Below are 18,144 nucleotides of genomic sequence, written 5' to 3'. Positions count from 1 at the left end.
TCTGAACTCTAGAGTGTCACACCAGAATGTCATATCTCTCCGGAGGGACGCAAGCATGACGCTCAGTTCGAACCGGGCGGGGACCGAACAGCCCACCGAGGCCCCACGCGCCCTCGTCCCCGTCCTCACCGGCGGCATGGGCCTGTCCATGCTCGTCCTCTACGCCATCGGCTCCCTGGGCCCCTACATCGTCGACGACCTCGGCATATCCCGCTCCGGCGTCGGATTCCTCCCGGCCGTGGCCTTCGGCACCGCCACCGTGATGTCGCTGTACGCCGGACACCTCACCGATCTGCTGGGCGGCCGCCGGGTCTTCATCGCGCTGCTCGTGGTCATCAGCGCCGACTTCGCGCTGCTCGCGTCCAGCCACACGTACGCCCTGCTGCTCGTGGCGCTGGCCCTCGCCGGGCTCCCCCAGTCCCTGGCCAACCCGTCCACCAACCGGCTGATCGCCGCCCATGTCGCGCCGGCCCGGCGCGCCCTGACCATCGGGGTCAAGCAGTCCGGGCCCCCGGTGGCGGCACTGCTGGCCGGTGTCGCGCTGCCCGCCCTCGCCGGCGCCCTGTCCTGGCGCTCGGCCGTCGCCCTGGTGGTGCCGGTCGCCCTCGTCACCGCGCTCCTCGCCTTCGCCGTACTGCCCCGCGACCCCGCCCCCACGGAGCGGTTGCGCTTCGGCCTGCCGCAGCCGCCCAACGCCGCCACCCGATGGCTGATGGCCTACTCGCTCTTCATCGGCTGCGGACTGGCCTCCCTGAACACCTATCTGCCGCTCTACGCCCACCAGCGGCTGGCCATGGGCGCGGGCGAGGCCGGTGCGCTGATCTCGGCGATCGGCGTGGCCGGCATCACCACCCGGGTGCTGTGGGCCCGCTTCAGCGCACGGCTGTCCGACATCCCGTCCTCGCTGTTCGGCTTCGCCGTGGCCGCGGCGGCGAGCGCCGTCCTGATCCCCGCCGCCACGCACGGCACCTGGCTGGCGTGGGCGGGCGCACTCGGCCTCGGCGGCTGCGCGGCGGCGGGCAACGCCGTGTCCATGGTCGCGGTGACCCGGGGCAGCGGCTTCGGCCGGACCGGCCACGCCTCGGCCCTGGTGTCGATGGGCTTCTTCGGCGGCTTCGCCCTCGGACCGATCGTCTTCGGCCTGCTCGCGGACGGCAGCGCGGGCTTCGGCGGTGCCTGGACCTTCGTCGTCGCGGTGTTCGTCCTGGCGCTGATCAGCGCGCGGGCCGGGCGGCGGACCCTGCGGGCGGCCGCGTGATCCAAGCCAATCACCCTGAAGGACTTCCTAGAGTGCATCACTAGAGTTAGCCTCTAATTATTCGGCCGGAGTTCCCGGCCACCTCACTCACGGAAGAGGGGAGGACAGCGATGGCGGACGGCGTACTCGCGGGCCGACGCGCGGCACTCGTGCTGCTCACCGGCGTCGAGCTGATCGTCTTCCTGGACGTCTCGATCATCAATCTGGCCATGCCGACGATCGGGGCCGCGCTCGGCCTCGGAGTGGTGGCGCTGGTCTGGGTCAGCACCGCGTACCAGGTCACGTTCGGCGGCTTCCAGCTCGGCGCGGGACGGGCCACCGATCTCCTCGGCCGGCGGCGGATGTTCCGGGCCGGACTCGGCATGTTCACCGCCGCCTCGCTGCTCGCCGGACTCGCCCAGACCGGCTGGCTGCTGATCGGTGCGCGGGCACTCCAGGGAGTCGGCGCGGCCATTCTGATCCCGGCCGAGCTGGCCCTGCTGACGGTCATGTTCACCGAGCCGGAGGCCCATCGCCGCGCGTTCGGCGTGTGGAGCGCGATGGGTGCGGCCGGTGCGGCCGGCGGCGTCGCACTCGGCGGTGTGATCGTGCAGGGCCTCGGCTGGGAGTGGATCTTCCTGCTCAACGTGCCCATCGGCGTCGCCGGGCTGGTGCTGAGCGGGCGTCTGCTGCCCGCCGACGAGGAGAACCCGCGGGACGCCCGCGGCCGGCTCGACCTGCCCGGCATGGTCACCGGCACCGGCTGCCTGCTGCTGGTGGTGTACGTCGTCACGGCGGCGGCCGAGGGCGATCTGGGTCCGGTGCAGTGGGCGCTCGCGGCGCTGGCGGTGGCGCTCGGCATCGCCTTCCTGCTCATCGAACGGCGGGTGTCCGAGCCCCTGCTGCCGTTCGGCATCTTCCGGGAGCGGGACATCTCGGGCTCGTCGGCCGCCAACTTCGTGGTGGGCGCCACCCATGTGCCGGCCTTCGTCTTCATGTCCCTGTACTTCCAGGAAGTGCACGGCTACAGCGCCATCCGGGCCGGCCTCGCGGTGCTGCCGATCGCGGTGCTCGGCATCCCGGTCTCCCGGATGCTGATCCCCGCGGCGCTGAAACGGCTCGGTCCCCGGCGGGTGCTGGCGTTCGGCATGGCGCTGATGGCGCTCGCGCTGGCGCTGATGGGCACGCTGCCCGCCGACGCCGCGTACGCCACCCGGTTCCTGCCGGCGGCCGTGATCTTCGCGGTGGCGCTGCCGGCCTGCTTCGTCGGTTCCACCGTGCCCGGGGTGAAGGCCGCGCCGCCCGAGCGGACGGGCATCGTCTCCGGCGTCATCAACACGACCCAGCGGCTGGGGGCCGGGCTCGGTGTCGCCGTGCTCGCCTCCGTCGCCGAGTCGCGCACCGCCGCGGTGGGCGGGCCCCGGGCGGACGCCCTCAACTCGGGCTTCCACCTCGCCTTCCTCGGCGCGGCGGGACTCGCGGTCCTCGGGCTGGTGGTGGCACTCGCCGTCCTGCGGCCGGAGCCGCCGCGCCCCGCGCGGAGCGCGAGCGTTCCGCCGGCCGCGGAGGCCGCGGCCACCGCGGAGTGACCGCGGCACACCGACAGGGCAGGGGCAGCCGTCCGGGCCGCCCCTGCCCGCTCCCCCACCACCCGCACATGCGCCCCACCCGGCCGGCGCACACCACCCCGACACCGCCGCCGGCTCCATCACCCCAGGGGCACGGGACATCCGCGGCCTCGCCCACACGGGAGCCCCCTGGCCCACCCTCCAGCAGGCCGGCGTCACCTCGGACCCGCGCGTGCACGGCGCGTGGCGACGGCGGTGCCGAGGAACCGCAGGCGCTCCGCCCGGGAGACGCCCACCGGTCCACCGGGCGTCCCTTGCGGAACGCCGGCCCGCCCGCCCCCGTTCGCCGCGCCGGAAACCCCCGGATCCGGCACGGCGTCGTCCGCGGGATCGCTCACGCGGAACACCCCGGACGCCTGCCGGTCCCTCAGGCGACTGTGCCGGCCGTCGTCGAGGACGGACCGCGTCCGCTGCGCTCGACGCCCCGGATCGGCCGGCCCCACCGGCCATTCGCGCGTGCGACGCGCGCGGCCGACGCGCACCGGCGCGACGCCGCCGCCGGTCATGCGCGGACAGTCGTGCCGGGCGGTGGGCGGCCCGGTGCCTTCGCCCTCGCGCGCACCGTGCGGCGGGATGCCGGGCCGGAGGCTGCGAGGTGCGCGCCGGGCTCACGCGGGGCCGGGCCGGGCGCGAGGCGGCGGGTCAGGTGCGGCGCGGGCCCGTGAGCTCCAGGGTGCCGTCGGCGCGCCAGCGGCCGAGCCAGGCCGAGCGGTGCACGAAGGCACGGTCCGGGTCGTCGAAGCCGGTGTCGTGGCCGCCGACACGGTCGAAGGGCAGGGCGGGGCCGGTGGCGCACAGCTCGCCGACGCGGCCCGGCGGGAGCACCCGGCCGGCCCGGTCCAGGACCCGCACGTACACGTTGGGCATGGGGCTGCCCACGGAGGCGCCCGCCGACCGTGCCGACGCGTCGGCCCCGAGCTGCCGGACGGTCCACGGCAGCGCTCCGCCGACGGGTGCGAACTCGCTCCACAGCCGGCTCGAGCCGTACCGCGCGACATGCCGTTCGACCACTGTCGCCGGACACGGTCCGCCGAACAGAACCACCACCGCGGGAGCACCGCCGCAGTGCTCGTCCGGCACCTTCAGCACCCGGTCGTACTCCTCCGCGCTGAAGACGGCCGCCACCGCGCTGTCACCGGCGAGATCCCGCACCACCTCGCTGTCGCGCGTGCGGCCCAGGAGCGATCCGCCCGAGGCGACGGCCCACCACAGCGCGGACAGCGAGCGGGCGCCCCCGGGAGCCTGCCGTACGACCACCGCGCCGGGCGCCGGGCCGATCTGCTGCACCCGGGCGGCGAGCATGCACTGCCAGGCGCCGTGGTCCACCAGTTGCCCGCCCCGCTCGTCGACGAACAGGTGGGCCGCGTCCAGCGGGCCGGACCGGGGCAGCGCCGGATCGGCGCGCAGCGCCTCCAGCCGTGCCCAGGTGCGGGCGTCGTCGAGGCTGACCACCTGGACGCCGGAGGACCAGCAGGACTGGGTGGCGCCGCTGCACAGCACGACCTGGGCGCCGCTCACCTCGGCGGCCCGCGCGGCCGCGGGTCCGGTGAAGCCCGCGGAGACCGGGACACACACCCCGCCGGCCTTGAGCACCGCCAGCTGCGCGACCAGGGACTGGCGGTGGTCGGAGCAGTGCACGATGACCGGGTCACCGAGTTGCACGCCGTGCCGCACCAGGCCGGTGGCCAGTTGCATCGCCCTGTTCTCGGCTCCCTGGTACGACAGATGGCCCGCCGGTTCCCGCACGGCCACGGCCGTGGGGCGCCGACGGGCCGCCCTGCTGAACACGGAGTCGAGGGTGAACGGCGCTGCGGCCGCCGGGGTTTCGGCCGGCGCGGCATCGAGTGGGCGCGGGCCGAGCAGTACGGGCTGGCTGGTCACCTGGTCCCCCTGAAGGCTGCGGTACGGATCTCCGCCGGAAATGAGGCGGGAATGCCACCCGCTTCCTTTCCGATGCTGCATTCCGCCGCCGCCCCGGGTCACCTCCCAGATTGCCGCATCCTGCGATATCCCGGACCGGCCCGGGGACGCGCCGGCCGGTCAGGAGATGAAGTCGTAGAGCAGGTTGCTGTCCTCGCCGGATTCCGCCCAGTCACCGTAACGACGCATTCCGTACAGCAGCGGTTTCTGGATCCGCAGCTGCCGTACGGCCCGGACCCGGGCGAAGACCACACAGTGGTCGCCCACCGTGTGCGGGTCGTTCACCTCGCAGTCCGCGATGGTGTGCGCGGACTCCACCAGGTGCGGGCCGCGGGCGTTCGCGTCGGCCCGCCAGGTGACCCGGTCGAAGCGGTCGGGGGTGCCCGAGGCGAACAGCTCGGCGGTGGACCGGGCCCCGTCGTGCAGCAGGTTGACGGCGTATCCGCCGCTCGCGAGCACCGCGTCGAGGGTGGGGCTGCCGCACCGGAGGCAGACCAGTACGGTGGGCGGGTCCAGGGCGACGCTGCACAGGGAGGTGCACGTCATGCCCCAGGGCACGCCGTCGGGGGTCAGCGCGGTGATCACGGTGACCCCCGTGGGGAACCCCGCCATCAGCGGGCGGATGTCGGGTACGCTCTCGGCGGCCATACGCAATTTCCCTCCGGTATTCAGCTGGTTGTCCGGACGAGTTCCCCTCGGCCGCCCGGCTCCGGGGCACCGGACCGGCGTATCTCCTCGACCAGTTCGGCGGCGAACGCCGGAAAGTCCGGGCCCAGGAAATGGAAGTGGCCACCGGCGAAAACCCGGAGCCGGAAATCACCGCGCGTCTCGGCCGCCCACTCGCCCAGTTCGGACGGTGGGGCCCAGACGTCGTCGCTGCCGCCGAAAGCCGTCAGCGGCACGGACAGCGGGGTCCGCGCCGGGTCGGGGCGGTACCGGGCCACCGCCCCGAGATCGGTGCGGACCAGCCGCAGGAAACGCTCGCGGAACTCGGGCAGTTCGTCGATCCGCGGGTGCATGCCGCCCATCCGCGTCAGCTGCTTCATCAGCTCCCCGTCGGAGAGCGCGTGGTCGGGCAGGGCGACCGGGGCGCTCCGGCGGGGTGCGACCCGTCCGGACACCCCCAGCCAGGCGGGGGGCCGGCCGGCCGCCTCCAGCACGCGGGCGGTCTCGTAGGCGAGCACGGCACCGAGGCTGTGGCCGAACAGGGCCAGCGGTGCCGTCTCGGTGAAGGGCAGCACGTCGCGCACGGTCACCCCGACCAATTCCCGGACCGAGCCGACCGGCCGCCGGTCGTGCCGCTTGCCCCGGCCCGGCAGGTCGAGCAGCAGCACCTCCCAGCCCGGGGGCGTGACCCGGGTGAGCGGGAAGTACTGGGCGGCGGAGCCGCCGGCGTGGTGGAAGACCACCAGCCGCAGCTCCGGGTCCGGCACCGACCGGGGCCGCACGAAGGCGTCGGCGACGGCCCGCTCCCGCTCCCGCGAGACGTCGTTCATGCCCGCACCCCGCCGGCGATGTCGTCCGCCAGCCGGCCGAGCAGCTCGGTCAGCGGCAGGTCCAGTGGCAGGTCCTCGGCGGTCAGGCCGACCTCGTAGTTCTCCTCGACCCGGGTGATGAACAGGGTCGACATGAACGAGTCGCCGCCGGCCTCCAGGAAGGACCGGGACGGGTCCAGTTCCCCGGGGGCCTCCAGCACGGCCGCCAGCTCCGCGAGCAGGTAGCTCCTGACCGCGACGGGATCGCCGGAGTCGGGGGCGGCCGGACGGTCGTCGGCCCGTGCGCCGGACGGGCCCTGGCCGAGGGCGGGTTCCTCGATCCAGAAGCGGCGGCGCTGGAAGGGGTAGGTGGGCAGGTCGCCGAGCAGCTGCGCGCCGCTGCCACGCAGCGGGTCCAGACGGAGGTCCGCACCGTCGGTGAACAGTGCCGCGAGCGCGGCCGGCAGGTCGCCGGCGGGGTCGGCGAGCGGCGCGGAGCACCGCCGCCCGTCCGCCTCCCAGGTGAGCCGGACGGGTCCCTCGCCCCGGTGCACGGTCACCGGCAGGCCGAACGCCCCCAGTGCGGCGGCGAGTTCCGCCACCGGGTCGCCGCCCGGCGCGGCGGGCAGGGCCGGACAGATCTCACGCAGCGCGGCCAGGCAGGACACCGCAGGCGCACCGTCGGCCGGCTCGCCGGGGAGCAGCAGCACCAGCCGGCGCGGCGGCTGTGCGACGGGCTCGGGCGCGGGGCGCTGGATCGCGGCGGCGAGTACGTCGGCCAGCTCCGCGGCGCCGGTGCCGACGACGGCGATCCGGTGCGCGAAGGCGGCGCGCCCGGCGCGCAGGGTGTGGCAGAGCGAGGGCAGCCGATCGGGTCCGGCCTGCTTGAGGTGGCCGAGCACGGAGGCGGCGAGTTCGCCGAGCGCGACGGGGTCCTTGGCGGAGAGGGTGAGCAGTTCGGGGCGCGGCGCCGCGGAGGCTGCCCGCGGTCCGGCGGCGGGCGGGCGGTACGCCTCCAGTACGACGTGCGCGTTGGTGCCGCTCATGCCGAAGGAGTTCACGCCCGCGATGCGCCGTCCGTCCGCCGCCGGCCAGGGCTGGTTGCGGTCGGGCACGGTGATCCCCATCCGCTCCCAGGGGATGTGCGGGTTCAGCTCGCCGTCCTCGGCGGAGCGGGCGGCCGGGATCTCGCCGTGCCGGAGCATCAGGACGGTCTTGAGGACGGCCGCCATGCCCGAGGCCGCCTCCAGGTGGCCGAGCCGGGACTTGACGCTGCCGATGGGCAGCGGCAGGCCGCGGGCCCGGATCGCCGCGCCGAGCACACCGTCGAGGGCGCCGACCTCGATCGGGTCGCCGAGTGCCGTGCCGGTGCCGTGCGCCTCGACGTAGCCGAGGTCGCCGGGTTCGACCCGGGCGTCCGCGAGGGCCGCGCGGATCACCTCCTGCTGTGCGGGACCGTTGGGCGCGGTCAGGCCGGAGGCGGCACCGTCGTGGTTGACCGCGGTGCCCCGCACCACGGCGAGGACGGGCCGGCCCTCGCGTTCGGCGTCCGCGAGCCGCATCAGCACCAGGACGCCGACGCCCTCGCCGCGCCCGTAGCCGTCGGCGGAGGCCAGGAAGGACTTCGAGCGGCATTCCGGGGACAGGGCGCGGGTCTGGCACAGGGAGACCATCAGGTTGGCCGACAGCAGCAGGTTGGACCCGCAGACCAGGGCGTATCGGCACTCGCGGGCGCGCAGTCCCCGCACGGCCAGGTGCAGCGCGGACAGGGAGGAGGAGCAGGCGGTGTCGACGCTGAGCACCGGCCCGCGGAAGCCCATGACGTGGCTGATGCGGCCGGCCCCGAAGCAGAGGCCGCCGCCGGTGGTGTAGTACGGGTCGATCCGGGTGAGGTCCGCGCGGTCCTCCAGCCGCTCGCTGTACTCGGAGGCCATCATGCCGAGGTAGACCCCGACGTCGAGGCGGTCGGCGCGGCGCACGGCGATGCCGGCCCGCTCCAGGGCCTCCCAGGCGGTCTCCAGCAGCATCCGCTGCTGGGGGTCGAGCAGCCGGGCCTCGCGCTGGGAGATGCCGAAGAAGTCGGCGTCGAAGTGGGTGATGTCGGAGAGGAAACCGGCCTTGTCGACGTACGAGCGGCCGGGGCGTCCCGGTTCCGGGTCGTACACGGCGCGCAGACCGGGGCGGTCCTCGGGGATGGACGAGTAGGCGGTGCCGGTGCCGCGCAGGAAGTCCCAGTAGGCGTCGGGCGTGTCCAGTCCGCCGGGCAGGCGCAGTGCCGTCCCGACCACGGCCAGCGGCGCGTGCCGCTCGTCCTCCAGCTCCCGGACCCGCGACTGGAGGCGGCGGGACAGCTTGAGCTGGTCCTCCATCAGGCGGCGAATCGTGTCCATGTCCATGGTCGGTGCCCTCTACCTCTCTTCTGAGACGTCCGCCTGGACGGCTCGGACGAGTTCGTCGAACGACAGGCCTGCCAGTTCGGGGAATTCCTCGGCGGGTTCCCGCGGTGCCTCGCCGGCTGCCTGCCCGGGGAAGAGCAGCCGTCCGGTGTGGGCCGCGAGCTGGGCGACCGTGGGGTGGTCGAGCGCGACGGTCGCCGGGAGTTCCTCGGCGAGCGCGTGCGCCAGCCGGGTGCGCAGGTCGATGACCATGATCGAGTCGAGTCCGCACTCGGTGAAGCCCAGGTCGTCGTCGTGGTGCAGCGGTGCGCCCAGCGCGGAGCCGGCCAGCTCCCGGATCGCCTGCCGCAGCCGCTCCTCACGGCTGTCGGCGGCACTGCCGGCCAGCTGTTCGCGCAGCCAGCCGCGGGGTTCCGCGGGCTGCTCGGCGCCGCCGTCCCGGGACGCGGGCGGACGGCGCACGAGGCCGGTGAAGAGTGCGGCGGCTCCGTCGGCGCGCAGTTCGGTGAAGCGTGCCGCGTCCACGCCGACGGCGAGCAGTCGTGCCCGGTCGCCGTCGAGGGCGAGCCGGAAGGGTTCCTCGGCCTCCGCGTCGCCGAGCGCCCGGATGCCGAGGCGGGCGATGGCCTGGGCGGTGGCGGCGGAGCCGGCCATGCCCTGCTTGGCGTCCGGGGTCCACGGCCCCCAGTCCACGGTGGTGGCCCGTACGCCCTCGGCGCGCAGCCGTTCGGCCAGGCCGTCCAGGAAGCCGTTGGCGGCCGCGTAGTTGACCTGCCCGGCGGAGCCGAGCACGGTGGACGCGGAGGAGAACAGCAGCAGCCGCGCGTCGGGGTGGCCGGCCAGCGCCTCGGCGAGGTGGACGGCGCCGCGTGCCTTGGCGGCGAACACCCGGTCGTAGGAGTCGGCGGTGAGGTGTTCGAAGGCGCCGTCGGCGGCGGTGCCGGCGAGGTGCAGCGCGGTGCCCAGCGGGGCGGTGCGCGCCGCCTCGGCGACCGCCCGGCGGCAGTCCGCGGGGTCCGTGACGTCGCCCTGGACGACCTGGACGGCGATGCCGCGGCCGGACAGCTCCGCGATCACGGCACGGGCGGCGGCGTCCGGTGCGGAGCGGCCCATCAGGGTGACGGCCGGGGCGCCCAGACGGGCCAGGAAGCCGGCGGTGCTCAGACCGAGCGCACCGAGCCCGCCGGTGATCAGCACGGCGCCGGGGTGGCCCGGTGCGCTACCGGTGCCGTCGCAGGGGGCGAGGCGGGTGACGCGCACGGTGGTGCCGGCGATCTCCACGGGCGCCTCCGCGTCCCGGCCGGCCACGAGGGCGGCCAGGGTCGCGGCCACGGTCGCCGGGTCCGCGTCGGGCGTCAGGGCCAGGCGCAGCAGGCGGCGTTCGGGCTGCTCGGCCTCCAGTGCCGCCAGCAGGCCCCACAGCGTCTCGCGGACGGGGGCCGCGGCCGGGTCCGTGCCGCCGAGGACGGCGTACGGCACCCCCGGGGCCGCGGTCCGCAGGCCCTCGGTGAGGGCGAGGGCCGCCCGGAGGGCCTCGTCGGCGCCACCCTCCGCGGTGGCGAACCGGGCGTCGATCACCAGGTCCGGGACCGCGCCCGGGGCCGGTGCCGGCCCGGCGTCCACGACCTGGTGGCCGAGCGCCTCGAACGTCTCCGCGAGGCGGCGGCCGGTGTCGCCGCCACCCAGCAGGGCCACCCGCAGCGTGCCGGCCGGTGCGGCTGCGAACTCGCGCTCCACGCGGACCAGTTCGTAGGCGAGGGGCGGGGTGTCGCGCAACGACCGCTCCAGGAGGGCGCGGGGGGCGCGGCGGAAGCGGAAGCCGTCGGCGGTCAGGACGGTGGTCCCGCCGTCGCCGAACAGCCTGAGGTCGGCGGCGCTGACCCGCATCAGGCCGTCGGCCTCGCGGTCGCGGCCGGTGGCCCGGATGTGGCCCCACAGCTGTCCCGCGGAGGCGGGCCGGCCGCAGAAGTCGAGCCGGGCGACCGCGAACGGGATGGCCAGGGCCGCCTCCTCCGTCACGCTGTCCGGGTCGGCTTCCGCGACGGCGAAGGTGACCGCGCTCTGCAGGAGGGAGTCCAGCAGGCCGGGGTGGATCTCCCAGCCGGCCGGGTCCTCGCGCGGGTCGTCGGGCAGGTCGTAGCGGACCAGCGCCTCGTCACCGCGCAGCCAGACCTCGCCGATCCAGCGGAAGGACGGGCCGAGGTGGTAGCCGAGGGTGCGCAGGTGCCGGTAGAAGTCCGCGCCCGACAGGTGCCGTTCGGCTCCGGTGATGAACGCGGCGGGATCGGGGGCGGCCTTGTCCGGCACCGCCGGTGCCGGCACGACCCGGGCCGCCAGGTGCTCCTGCCAGCGGCCGGCGTGCACGTCGACCAGGCTCTGCACGCTGACCGTGCGGGTGCCGTGCTCCTGTTCGGCCTCGATCACCTGCACGGGGTAGCGCTCGTCGTCGCGCAGGACGAGGGCCCGCGGGAAGTGCAGGTCCTCCAGCACGACCCGGCCGCCGTCCGAGCCGAGCGCGGAGAGCGCGGTCGCGGTCTGCGAGGCGCCGGGCACCGACACGACGCCGAAGAGCCGGTGGTCGGTGAGGTGGGCCGGGTACTCGGGGGTGCGCTCGGTGGCCCACACCCGGCCGTGCAGGGCCGGCGAGCTGAGCCGGGTGCCCCAGGCGGGGCCCTGGGCCGCGGCCGGGCGCGCGCTGTCGGGTCGTACGGGTGCCCAGTAGCGGGTGTCGGCGAAGGGGTAGCGCGGGGCGGCGGCCCGGACGGTACCCGTGCCGGGCTGGACGCGCTCCCAGTCCAGCCGCCGGCCGGCGAGGTAGAGGACGCGGGCGGCGTCCAGCAGGGCGGCCCGTTCGCCGGTGCCGCGGCGCAGCGAGGAGGCGAGGCCGCCGGCCGGGGCGAGACCGGCGCCCTTGACCAGGTTCACCAGGGTGCGGTCGGGCCCGATCTCCAGGCACACGTCGACACCGAGACCGGCGAGGGAGCGGATTCCGTCGTGGAAGCGGACCGGGCGGCGGGCGTGCCGGCACCAGTACTGCGCGTCGTACTCCCCCGGTTCGGCGAGACGGCCGGTGACGTTGGAGATGACCGGGGTGTCGGGGTCGCGGAACGCGAGGGGGGCGAGGGCCCGGCCGAGCCGCTCCACCGCCGGGTCCAGCAGCCGGCTGTGGAAGGCGTGCGAGACGCTCAGCCGGCGGGCGCGCACCCCTTGGTCGCGCAGGGCCGCCGCGAGCGCGTCCACCGCGTCGGGGGCGCCGGCGAGCACGATGGACTCCGGGCCGTTGACGGCGGCCACGTCCAGCCCGTGCTCCCGGGCCCAGGAGGACGCCCGCTCCTCGTCGGCGACGACGGCGAGCATCGCGCCGCGCTCGCTCGCCTGCATCAGGCGGGCCCGTTCGGCGATGAGGGCGAGCCCGGTGTCCAGGTCCATGACGCCGGCCTGCACGGCGGCGGAGATCTCGCCGACGCTGTGCCCCATGACCACCGCCGGGGTCACGCCCCAGGACTCCCAGAGTGCGGCCAGCGCGGTCTGCAGGGTCACGAGGGCGGGCTGGGTGCAGCGGGTCTCGTTGATCGCCTGACGGTCCTCGCCGTAGAACATCAGCTCGGTGAGGGAGGCCCCGAGCCGGGGGGCCAGGACGGCGTCGCACCGGTCGAAGACCTCGCGGAAGACCGGCTCGGTCTCGTACAGCTCCCGGCCCATGCCGAAGTACTGGCTGCCCTGGCCGGAGAACAGGAACGCCACCCGGGGCGCACGGGCCGACGCCCGCGAGGGAGCCGTCTCGCGCAGCGCCCTGAGCATCTGCTCGCGGTCGCGGCCCAGCAGTGCGCGCCGGTACGGGAAGTGGCCGCGTCCGGCGCCGGCGACGGCCGCGAGGCGGGGCAGGTCGGTGTCGTCGGCCGTGCTGAGCGCCTGCTCCCAGGCGGCGGTCAGCCGGTCCAGGCCCGCCTCGTCCGGGGCGGACAGCGGCAGCAGGCAGACGGGCGGCTCCTCACCGGCGGGGCCGGGCGGCTCCTCACCGGCGGGGCGGGCAGGCTCCTCATCGGCGGGGCGGGCCGGCTCCGGCGCGGGGGCCGGCGGGTCGGACAGCAGGACGTGGGCGTTGGTGCCGGTGAAGCCGAAGCCCGAGACGCCGGCGATCCGGGTTCCGCCCGCGCGGCGCCAGGGGGTGGCGGCGTCGACGACCCGGACGTCCATCTCCGACCAGGCCACGTGCGGGTTGGGTTCCTTGAAGTGCAGGTTGCCGGGGATCAGTTCGTGCCGGAGGGCGAGCACGGTCTTGATCAGCGACACCACTCCGGCGGCCGACTCGCAGTGGCCGAGGTTGCTCTTCACGGAGCCGGTCCGCAAGGTCCGCCCCGGCCCGCGTCCTTCGCCGAGGACCCGCCAGGCGGCGCCGATCTCGATCGGGTCGCCGAGCGAGGTGCCCGTGCCGTGCGCCTCCAGGTACGACACGTCGCCCGGGGCGATACGGGCGTCGGCCAGGGCGGCCCTGAGCATCTCCTCCTGTGCCGCGCCGTTGGGCGCGGTGAGCCCGGAGGAGGCGCCGTCCTGGTTCATGGCGCTGCCCCGGATCACGGCGTAGACCCGGTCGCCGTCCCGCCGGGCGTCGGCGAGCCGTTTCAGCACGAGCACACCGCACGCCTCGGACCGGGCGAACCCGTCGGCGTCCGCGGAGAAGGTCCGGCAACGGCCGCCGGGCGAGAGCATGTGCGCGCGGCTGACGGCCGTCCAGGAGGTCCGGTCGAGCAGGACGTTGACCCCGCCGGCGAGCGCCGTCTCGCTCTCCCCCGAGCGCAGGGAGCGCACCGCGAGGTGCACCGCCACCAGGGACGAGGAACAGGCGGTGTCGACGGCGACGGCGGGCCCGGTGAGCCCGAAGGTGTAGGCGATGCGGCCGGCCGCGGCGTTCAGCGCGGTGCCCGTGCTGTAGTAGGCGTCGACCTTGTCCGGCCCGCCGTCGGCGAGCAGCCGGGCGTAGTCGGCGTAGCTGATGCCGACGAAGACCCCGGTGCGGGTGGACCGCAGCCGCTCGGGATCGATGCCGCCGTCCTCCAGGGCGTGCCAGGCGGATTCCAGCAGCAGGCGCTGCTGGGGGTCGAGGTTCTCCGCCTCACGTGCCGGTATGCCGAAGAAGGCGGCGTCGAAGCGGTCCAGGTCGCGCAGGAAGCCGCCCTGGTCGGTGGTGGAGGGTCCGCCGGACAGACCGGCCAGTGCGTCCCGGTCCTCGGGTACGGCGGTGATGCCGTCGCGGCCCTCGCGCAGCAGCTCCCACAGCTCCTCGACCGAGTCCGCCCGCGGGAAGCGGCCGGCCATCCCGACGATCGCGACCGGCTCGGGTTCCGTGGAGCCGGCCGCCGCCGGTTCGGGCGCGGCGGGGGCGGTGCGGGCGGGCGGCGGGGCGGCGGGCGGCCCCGGCCGGGGCGCGGGGGCCCGGTGGGCGGCCACGGCGCCGTTCAGCCGAGCGAGGAGGTGGTCGGCGAGGCGGGCGACGGTGGGGTGGTCGAAGACGTCGCCCGCCGGGACGTGGCTGCCGAACGCCTCACCGAGCCGGGCCGCCAGGTCGACGGCGGTGATCGAGTCGAGGCCGAGGTCGAGGAAGCCGGTGGTCTCGTCGATGTCCTCCGCGCGGGCGTGGCCGAGCTGGTCGGCGAGCAGCCGGGCCACCTCGGTGCGCGCGGCGGCCGCGCGGGCGCGCTCGGGCAGCGCGAGCAGCCGGGCCGCGGCGGACGGTTCGCGCGGCGCCCGCGCGGCCGGGGCGGGCTCGCCGCCGAACACGCCGCGGGGCCGCAGGCCGGACATGACGGTCCGCAGCCTCTCCAGGTCGAGGGGGCAGACGACGAGGTGCCCCTCCGGGCCGGGCGCCGTGGTCGTGAGAGCCGCGCGCCCGGTGGCCGCGTCGAAGGAGCCGACGCCCAGCCGGGCGGACCGTTCCAGCAGCTCGCCGTCGGCCATGCCGCCGGATCCGGCGCCGGTGAGGGTCCAGGGGCCGAAGCCGAGGGACGCGGCGGGCAGACCGAGGCTCGTGCGGTGGGCGGCGAGGGCGTCCAGCATGCCGTTGGCGGCCGAGTAGGCGGCGCATCCCTCGGTGCCCCACAGCGCCGAGACGGAGGAGACGAGGACGAAGAAGTCCAGCGGCCAGCCGGCCGAGGCCCGGTGCAGCCACCAGGCGCCGGCCGCCTTGCCGCGCAGTTCCGCCGCGTAGCCGTCGGCGGTGAGGCCGGCGGCCGGGGTGCGGGTGAGGGTGCCGGCGGCGTGTACGACGCCCCGCACCGGGGGCATGCCGGCCAGGGCGGTGCAGGCGTCGGCCAGGGCCTCGGCGGTGTCGCAGCCGCCGCCCCGGTAGACCGCGCGGACGCCGTCGTCGGCGAGCCGGCCGAGGAACGCGCGGGCCTCGTCGCCGAGTTCGCTCGCGGCGCGGCGCCCGATCAGCAGCAGGTGGCGGGCGCCGCGCCGGACCAGCTCGGCCGTGAGTTCGCGGCCGACTGCGCCGAGCGCGCCGGTCACCAGGTAGGTGGCGTCCTCGTGCGGTGCGGGCCGGGCCGCGGGGGTGCCGTCGGCGGGGACGATCCGCGGCACCCGCACCGTCCCGCCCCGGACGGCGGCCAGGTCCTCGGTGCGGTCCTCGCCGGTCACCAGGGCCAGCAGCGCGGCGGCGTCCGCGGGCTCCGGCTCGGCCGGCAGGTCCACGACGCCGCCCCAGCCGGCGGCGAACTCCAGGCCGAGGACGGGCGCGAGGCCGTGCAGCGCCGCGTGGGGGCCGGCCGCGGCCGGTTCCTCGTCGGTGGTGCGCCGCACCCCCCGGGTCACGGCGTGCACCCGGGCGCCCGCCGCCTCGGCGGCGGCCACGGCGTCGGTGACCGCCGCGCACAGCAGGGCCGCAGGGCCGACCGGGTCGGGCGCCGGGGCCGCCGTGTCGGCGTCGGTGTAGGTGTCACCGACGGCCGGGTCGGGCGCCGATGCCGCCGTATCGGCGTTGGCGACGGCCAGGTCGGGATCCGGCGCAGTCGCGTCGGCGTTGGCGACGGCCAGGTCGGACGCCGGGGCCGCCGCGTCGGCGTCGGTGTGGGCGTCGCCGACGGCCAGGGCGGGCGCCGGGGCCGTCGCGTCGTCGTTGGTGTCGCTGACGGCCAGGTCGGGATCCGGCGCCACAGCGTCGGCGTCGGTGTAGGCGTCGCCGACGGCCAGGGCGGGCGCCGGGGCCGCCGTGTCGGCGTAGGTGTCGCTGACGGCCAGGTCGGGATCCGGCGCCGTCGCGTCGGCGTTGGCGACGGCCAAGTCGGACGCCGGGGCCGCCGCGTCGGCGTCGGTGTGGGCGTCGCCGACGGCCAGGGCGGGCGCCGTGGCCGTCGCGTCGGCGTTGCCGGATACGGTCGGCCGGGGGCCGGGGTGGAAGGCGAGGACGAGCGTGGCGGGAGCGGAGCGGGCGGCCCAGTGGGCGGCCCAGTCGGCGCGGCCCGCGGGGAGTTCCGCCCGGTCCCAGCCCCCGGGCAGGGCCGGCGCGTGGTCGCACAGCACGGTGCCCCGGTGGCCCCGGGCCGCCGCCTCGGCCGCCAGCAGGTGCAGCGTCCGTACGTCGTCGCCGGCGAGGACGAGCGGCTCGGCGCCCGACGGCTCGGCGGGCGTGTGGTCCTGCCACACCAGCCGGTGCATGGTGGGCAGCGCCGTGTCGGCGACCCCGTCCGCCGGGCCTGCCGTGCGGTTCTCCGGCTCGTAACGCTGCCGCTGCCAGGGGTAGGAGGGCAGGTCGAGCACCTGCCGGGGCAGGGCCGGCAGGTCCGTCGGGGGTGCGAGGTGCACGGCCGGGCTGTCCTCACCCGCGGCCAGGGACCGCAGCGCGGCGGCGGCCGCCGCGGGGTCGCCGGCCGTGATCCGGGCGCGGACGGTGTGCCGGGCCCGGCCCTCGGTGGCGGTGTACGCGAAGGCCGGGTACCGCTCGGCGGGCAGTCCGTCCAGCCGGTCGGCGTAGCGCGCGGCCAGTTCGCGCAGTGCCTCCGGAGTGCGGGCCGACAGGTCGAAACCGGTGACGTCGGCCGCCGCCGGTTCCGGCGCGGCGTCGGGCGCGCCGAGGATGACGTGGGCGTTGGTGCCGCTCATGCCGAAGGAGCTGACACCGGCGTGACGGCCGCTCCCGGCGGGCCAGTCGGTGGGCTCCAGGGGCAGGGTGATCCGGGTGCCGCCGAGGTCGATGCGCGGATTGAGCGTGCGGTGGTGCAGCAGCGGCGGGATGCGCCGGTGCCGCAGGCAGAGCATCGTCTTGATCAGACCGGCGACGCCCGCCGCCGACTCCAGGTGCCCCAGGTTGGTCTTGACGGCGCCGACCAGGAGCGGCGCGTCGCCGTTGCGGCGGCCGAGGACGGTGGCCAGCGCCTCCATCTCGATCGGGTCGCCGAGCGCGGTGCCGGTGCCGTGGGCCTCGACGTAGCCGATGTCGGCCGGCTCCAGCCGGGCGTCGGCGAGAGCCTGTTCCAGCAGGGCGGTCTGGGAGAGCACGTTGGGCGCGGTGAAGCCGCCCGAGCGGCCGTCCTGGTTGACGGCGGAGCCGTGGATGACGGCCTGCACCCGGTCGCCGTCGCGCAGCGCGTGGTCCAGGCGCTTGAGCACGACGACGCCGCAGCCCTCGCCGCGGGTGAAGCCGTTGGCGCGGGCGTCGAACGTCTTGCACAGGCCGTCCGGGGCCAGCGAGCGGGTCTCCTGCACCAGTCGCATGGAGCGCGGCGACATGATGAGGTTGGTGCCGGCGGCCAGGGCGATCTCGCACTCGCCGCGTCGCAGCGCCTGCGCCGCGAGGTGGACGGACACCAGCGAGGAGGAGCAGGCGGTGTCGACGGAGACGGTGGGTCCGGTCAGGCCGAGCGCGTAGGCGACCCGGCCGGCCGCGAAGTTGTGCCCGTTGCCCGTGGTCCAGTAGGCGTCGGGGTCACCGCTCAGCCACTCGCGGTAGTCCTGCCACATGATGCCGAGGTACAGGCCGGTACGGACGCCGCCGAGCCGGTCGGCCGGCACGCCCGCGTTCTCCAGCGCCTCCCAGGTGACCTCCAGCAGCAGGCGGTGCTGGGGGTCGAGGTGCCGCGCCTCGCGCGGGCTGATACCGAAGAAGGCGGCGTCGAAGTCCAGCACCTCGTCCAGGAACCCGCCGCGCTGCGGCAGGCCCTCCCACTGCGCCGCGAACGGCCCCTTGCGGCGCGGTGGCAGCGGGCCGACCAGGTCGCGCCCGGCGATCAGGGCCGTCCAGTAGTCGTCCGGCCCGTCGATCCCGCCGGGCAGGCGCAGCCCGGTGCCGATCACGGCGACCGCCTGGCCGCCCTGTTGTTCGTCGAGCTGCCGGCGCAGGGTGCGGATGGTCGCGAGCGCCCGGGTCAGCGGAGTCTGTCGGGTTGCGTCGGAGGTGGTGGTGTCCGGCATGGATCGGTTCCTCGCGGTCTGGTCCGGTGACTGTCTGGTCCGGTGAGCGGTGCGATCGGAGGGGCGATCTGGGGCGCCCGGCG

7 protein-coding genes are annotated in these 18,144 nt (G+C 76.0%); 2 read left to right on the top strand and 5 right to left on the bottom strand.

Annotated features, from left to right (window positions below):
- The first annotated feature begins 55 nt into the window (after positions 1-55).
- Both AB0B40_RS26445 and AB0B40_RS26440 read left to right on the top strand, forming a co-directional pair.
- Complete coding sequence (locus AB0B40_RS26445; RefSeq protein WP_362265904.1) at positions 56-1,258, top strand: MFS transporter; 1,203 nt, start codon at positions 56-58, stop codon at positions 1,256-1,258.
- A 110-nt stretch (positions 1,259-1,368) separates the two neighbouring features.
- Positions 1,369-2,826: an MFS transporter gene (locus AB0B40_RS26440; RefSeq protein ID WP_362265902.1), complete on the top strand. Its 1,458-nt coding sequence runs from the start codon at positions 1,369-1,371 to the stop codon at positions 2,824-2,826.
- Positions 2,827-3,507: 681 nt separating this feature from the next.
- Here AB0B40_RS26440 and AB0B40_RS26435 read toward each other — a convergent pair.
- The 5 genes from AB0B40_RS26435 to AB0B40_RS26415 form a co-directional block, all read right to left on the bottom strand.
- Positions 3,508-4,746, bottom strand: coding sequence for an AMP-binding protein (locus AB0B40_RS26435; protein ID WP_345055743.1), 1,239 nt, complete (start codon positions 4,744-4,746; stop codon positions 3,508-3,510).
- 159 nt (positions 4,747-4,905) lie between these two features.
- Positions 4,906-5,433, bottom strand: coding sequence for a flavin reductase family protein (locus AB0B40_RS26430; protein ID WP_345055745.1), 528 nt, complete (start codon positions 5,431-5,433; stop codon positions 4,906-4,908).
- A gap of 20 nt (positions 5,434-5,453) precedes the next feature.
- The gene (locus tag AB0B40_RS26425; RefSeq protein ID WP_345055747.1) at positions 5,454-6,281 is read right to left on the bottom strand and encodes an alpha/beta fold hydrolase; all 828 of its coding nucleotides are present in this window, start codon (positions 6,279-6,281) and stop codon (positions 5,454-5,456) included.
- Positions 6,278-8,650 carry a beta-ketoacyl synthase N-terminal-like domain-containing protein gene (locus AB0B40_RS26420; RefSeq protein WP_362265899.1) on the bottom strand — a complete coding sequence of 791 codons (2,373 nt, stop codon included), beginning with the start codon at positions 8,648-8,650 and terminating at the stop codon, positions 6,278-6,280. The genes AB0B40_RS26425 and AB0B40_RS26420 overlap by 4 nt, the downstream gene beginning before the upstream one ends.
- Before the next feature lie 18 nt (positions 8,651-8,668).
- Positions 8,669-18,061: an SDR family NAD(P)-dependent oxidoreductase gene (locus AB0B40_RS26415; protein ID WP_362265898.1), complete on the bottom strand. Its 9,393-nt coding sequence runs from the start codon at positions 18,059-18,061 to the stop codon at positions 8,669-8,671.
- Positions 18,062-18,144 lie beyond the last annotated feature (83 nt).

The sequence above is a fragment of the Streptomyces sp. NPDC042638 genome (genome assembly GCF_040647235.1).
Taxonomy (GTDB): domain Bacteria; phylum Actinomycetota; class Actinomycetes; order Streptomycetales; family Streptomycetaceae; genus Streptomyces; species Streptomyces rameus.
This window is presented reverse-complemented; position numbering and strand designations above follow the sequence as displayed.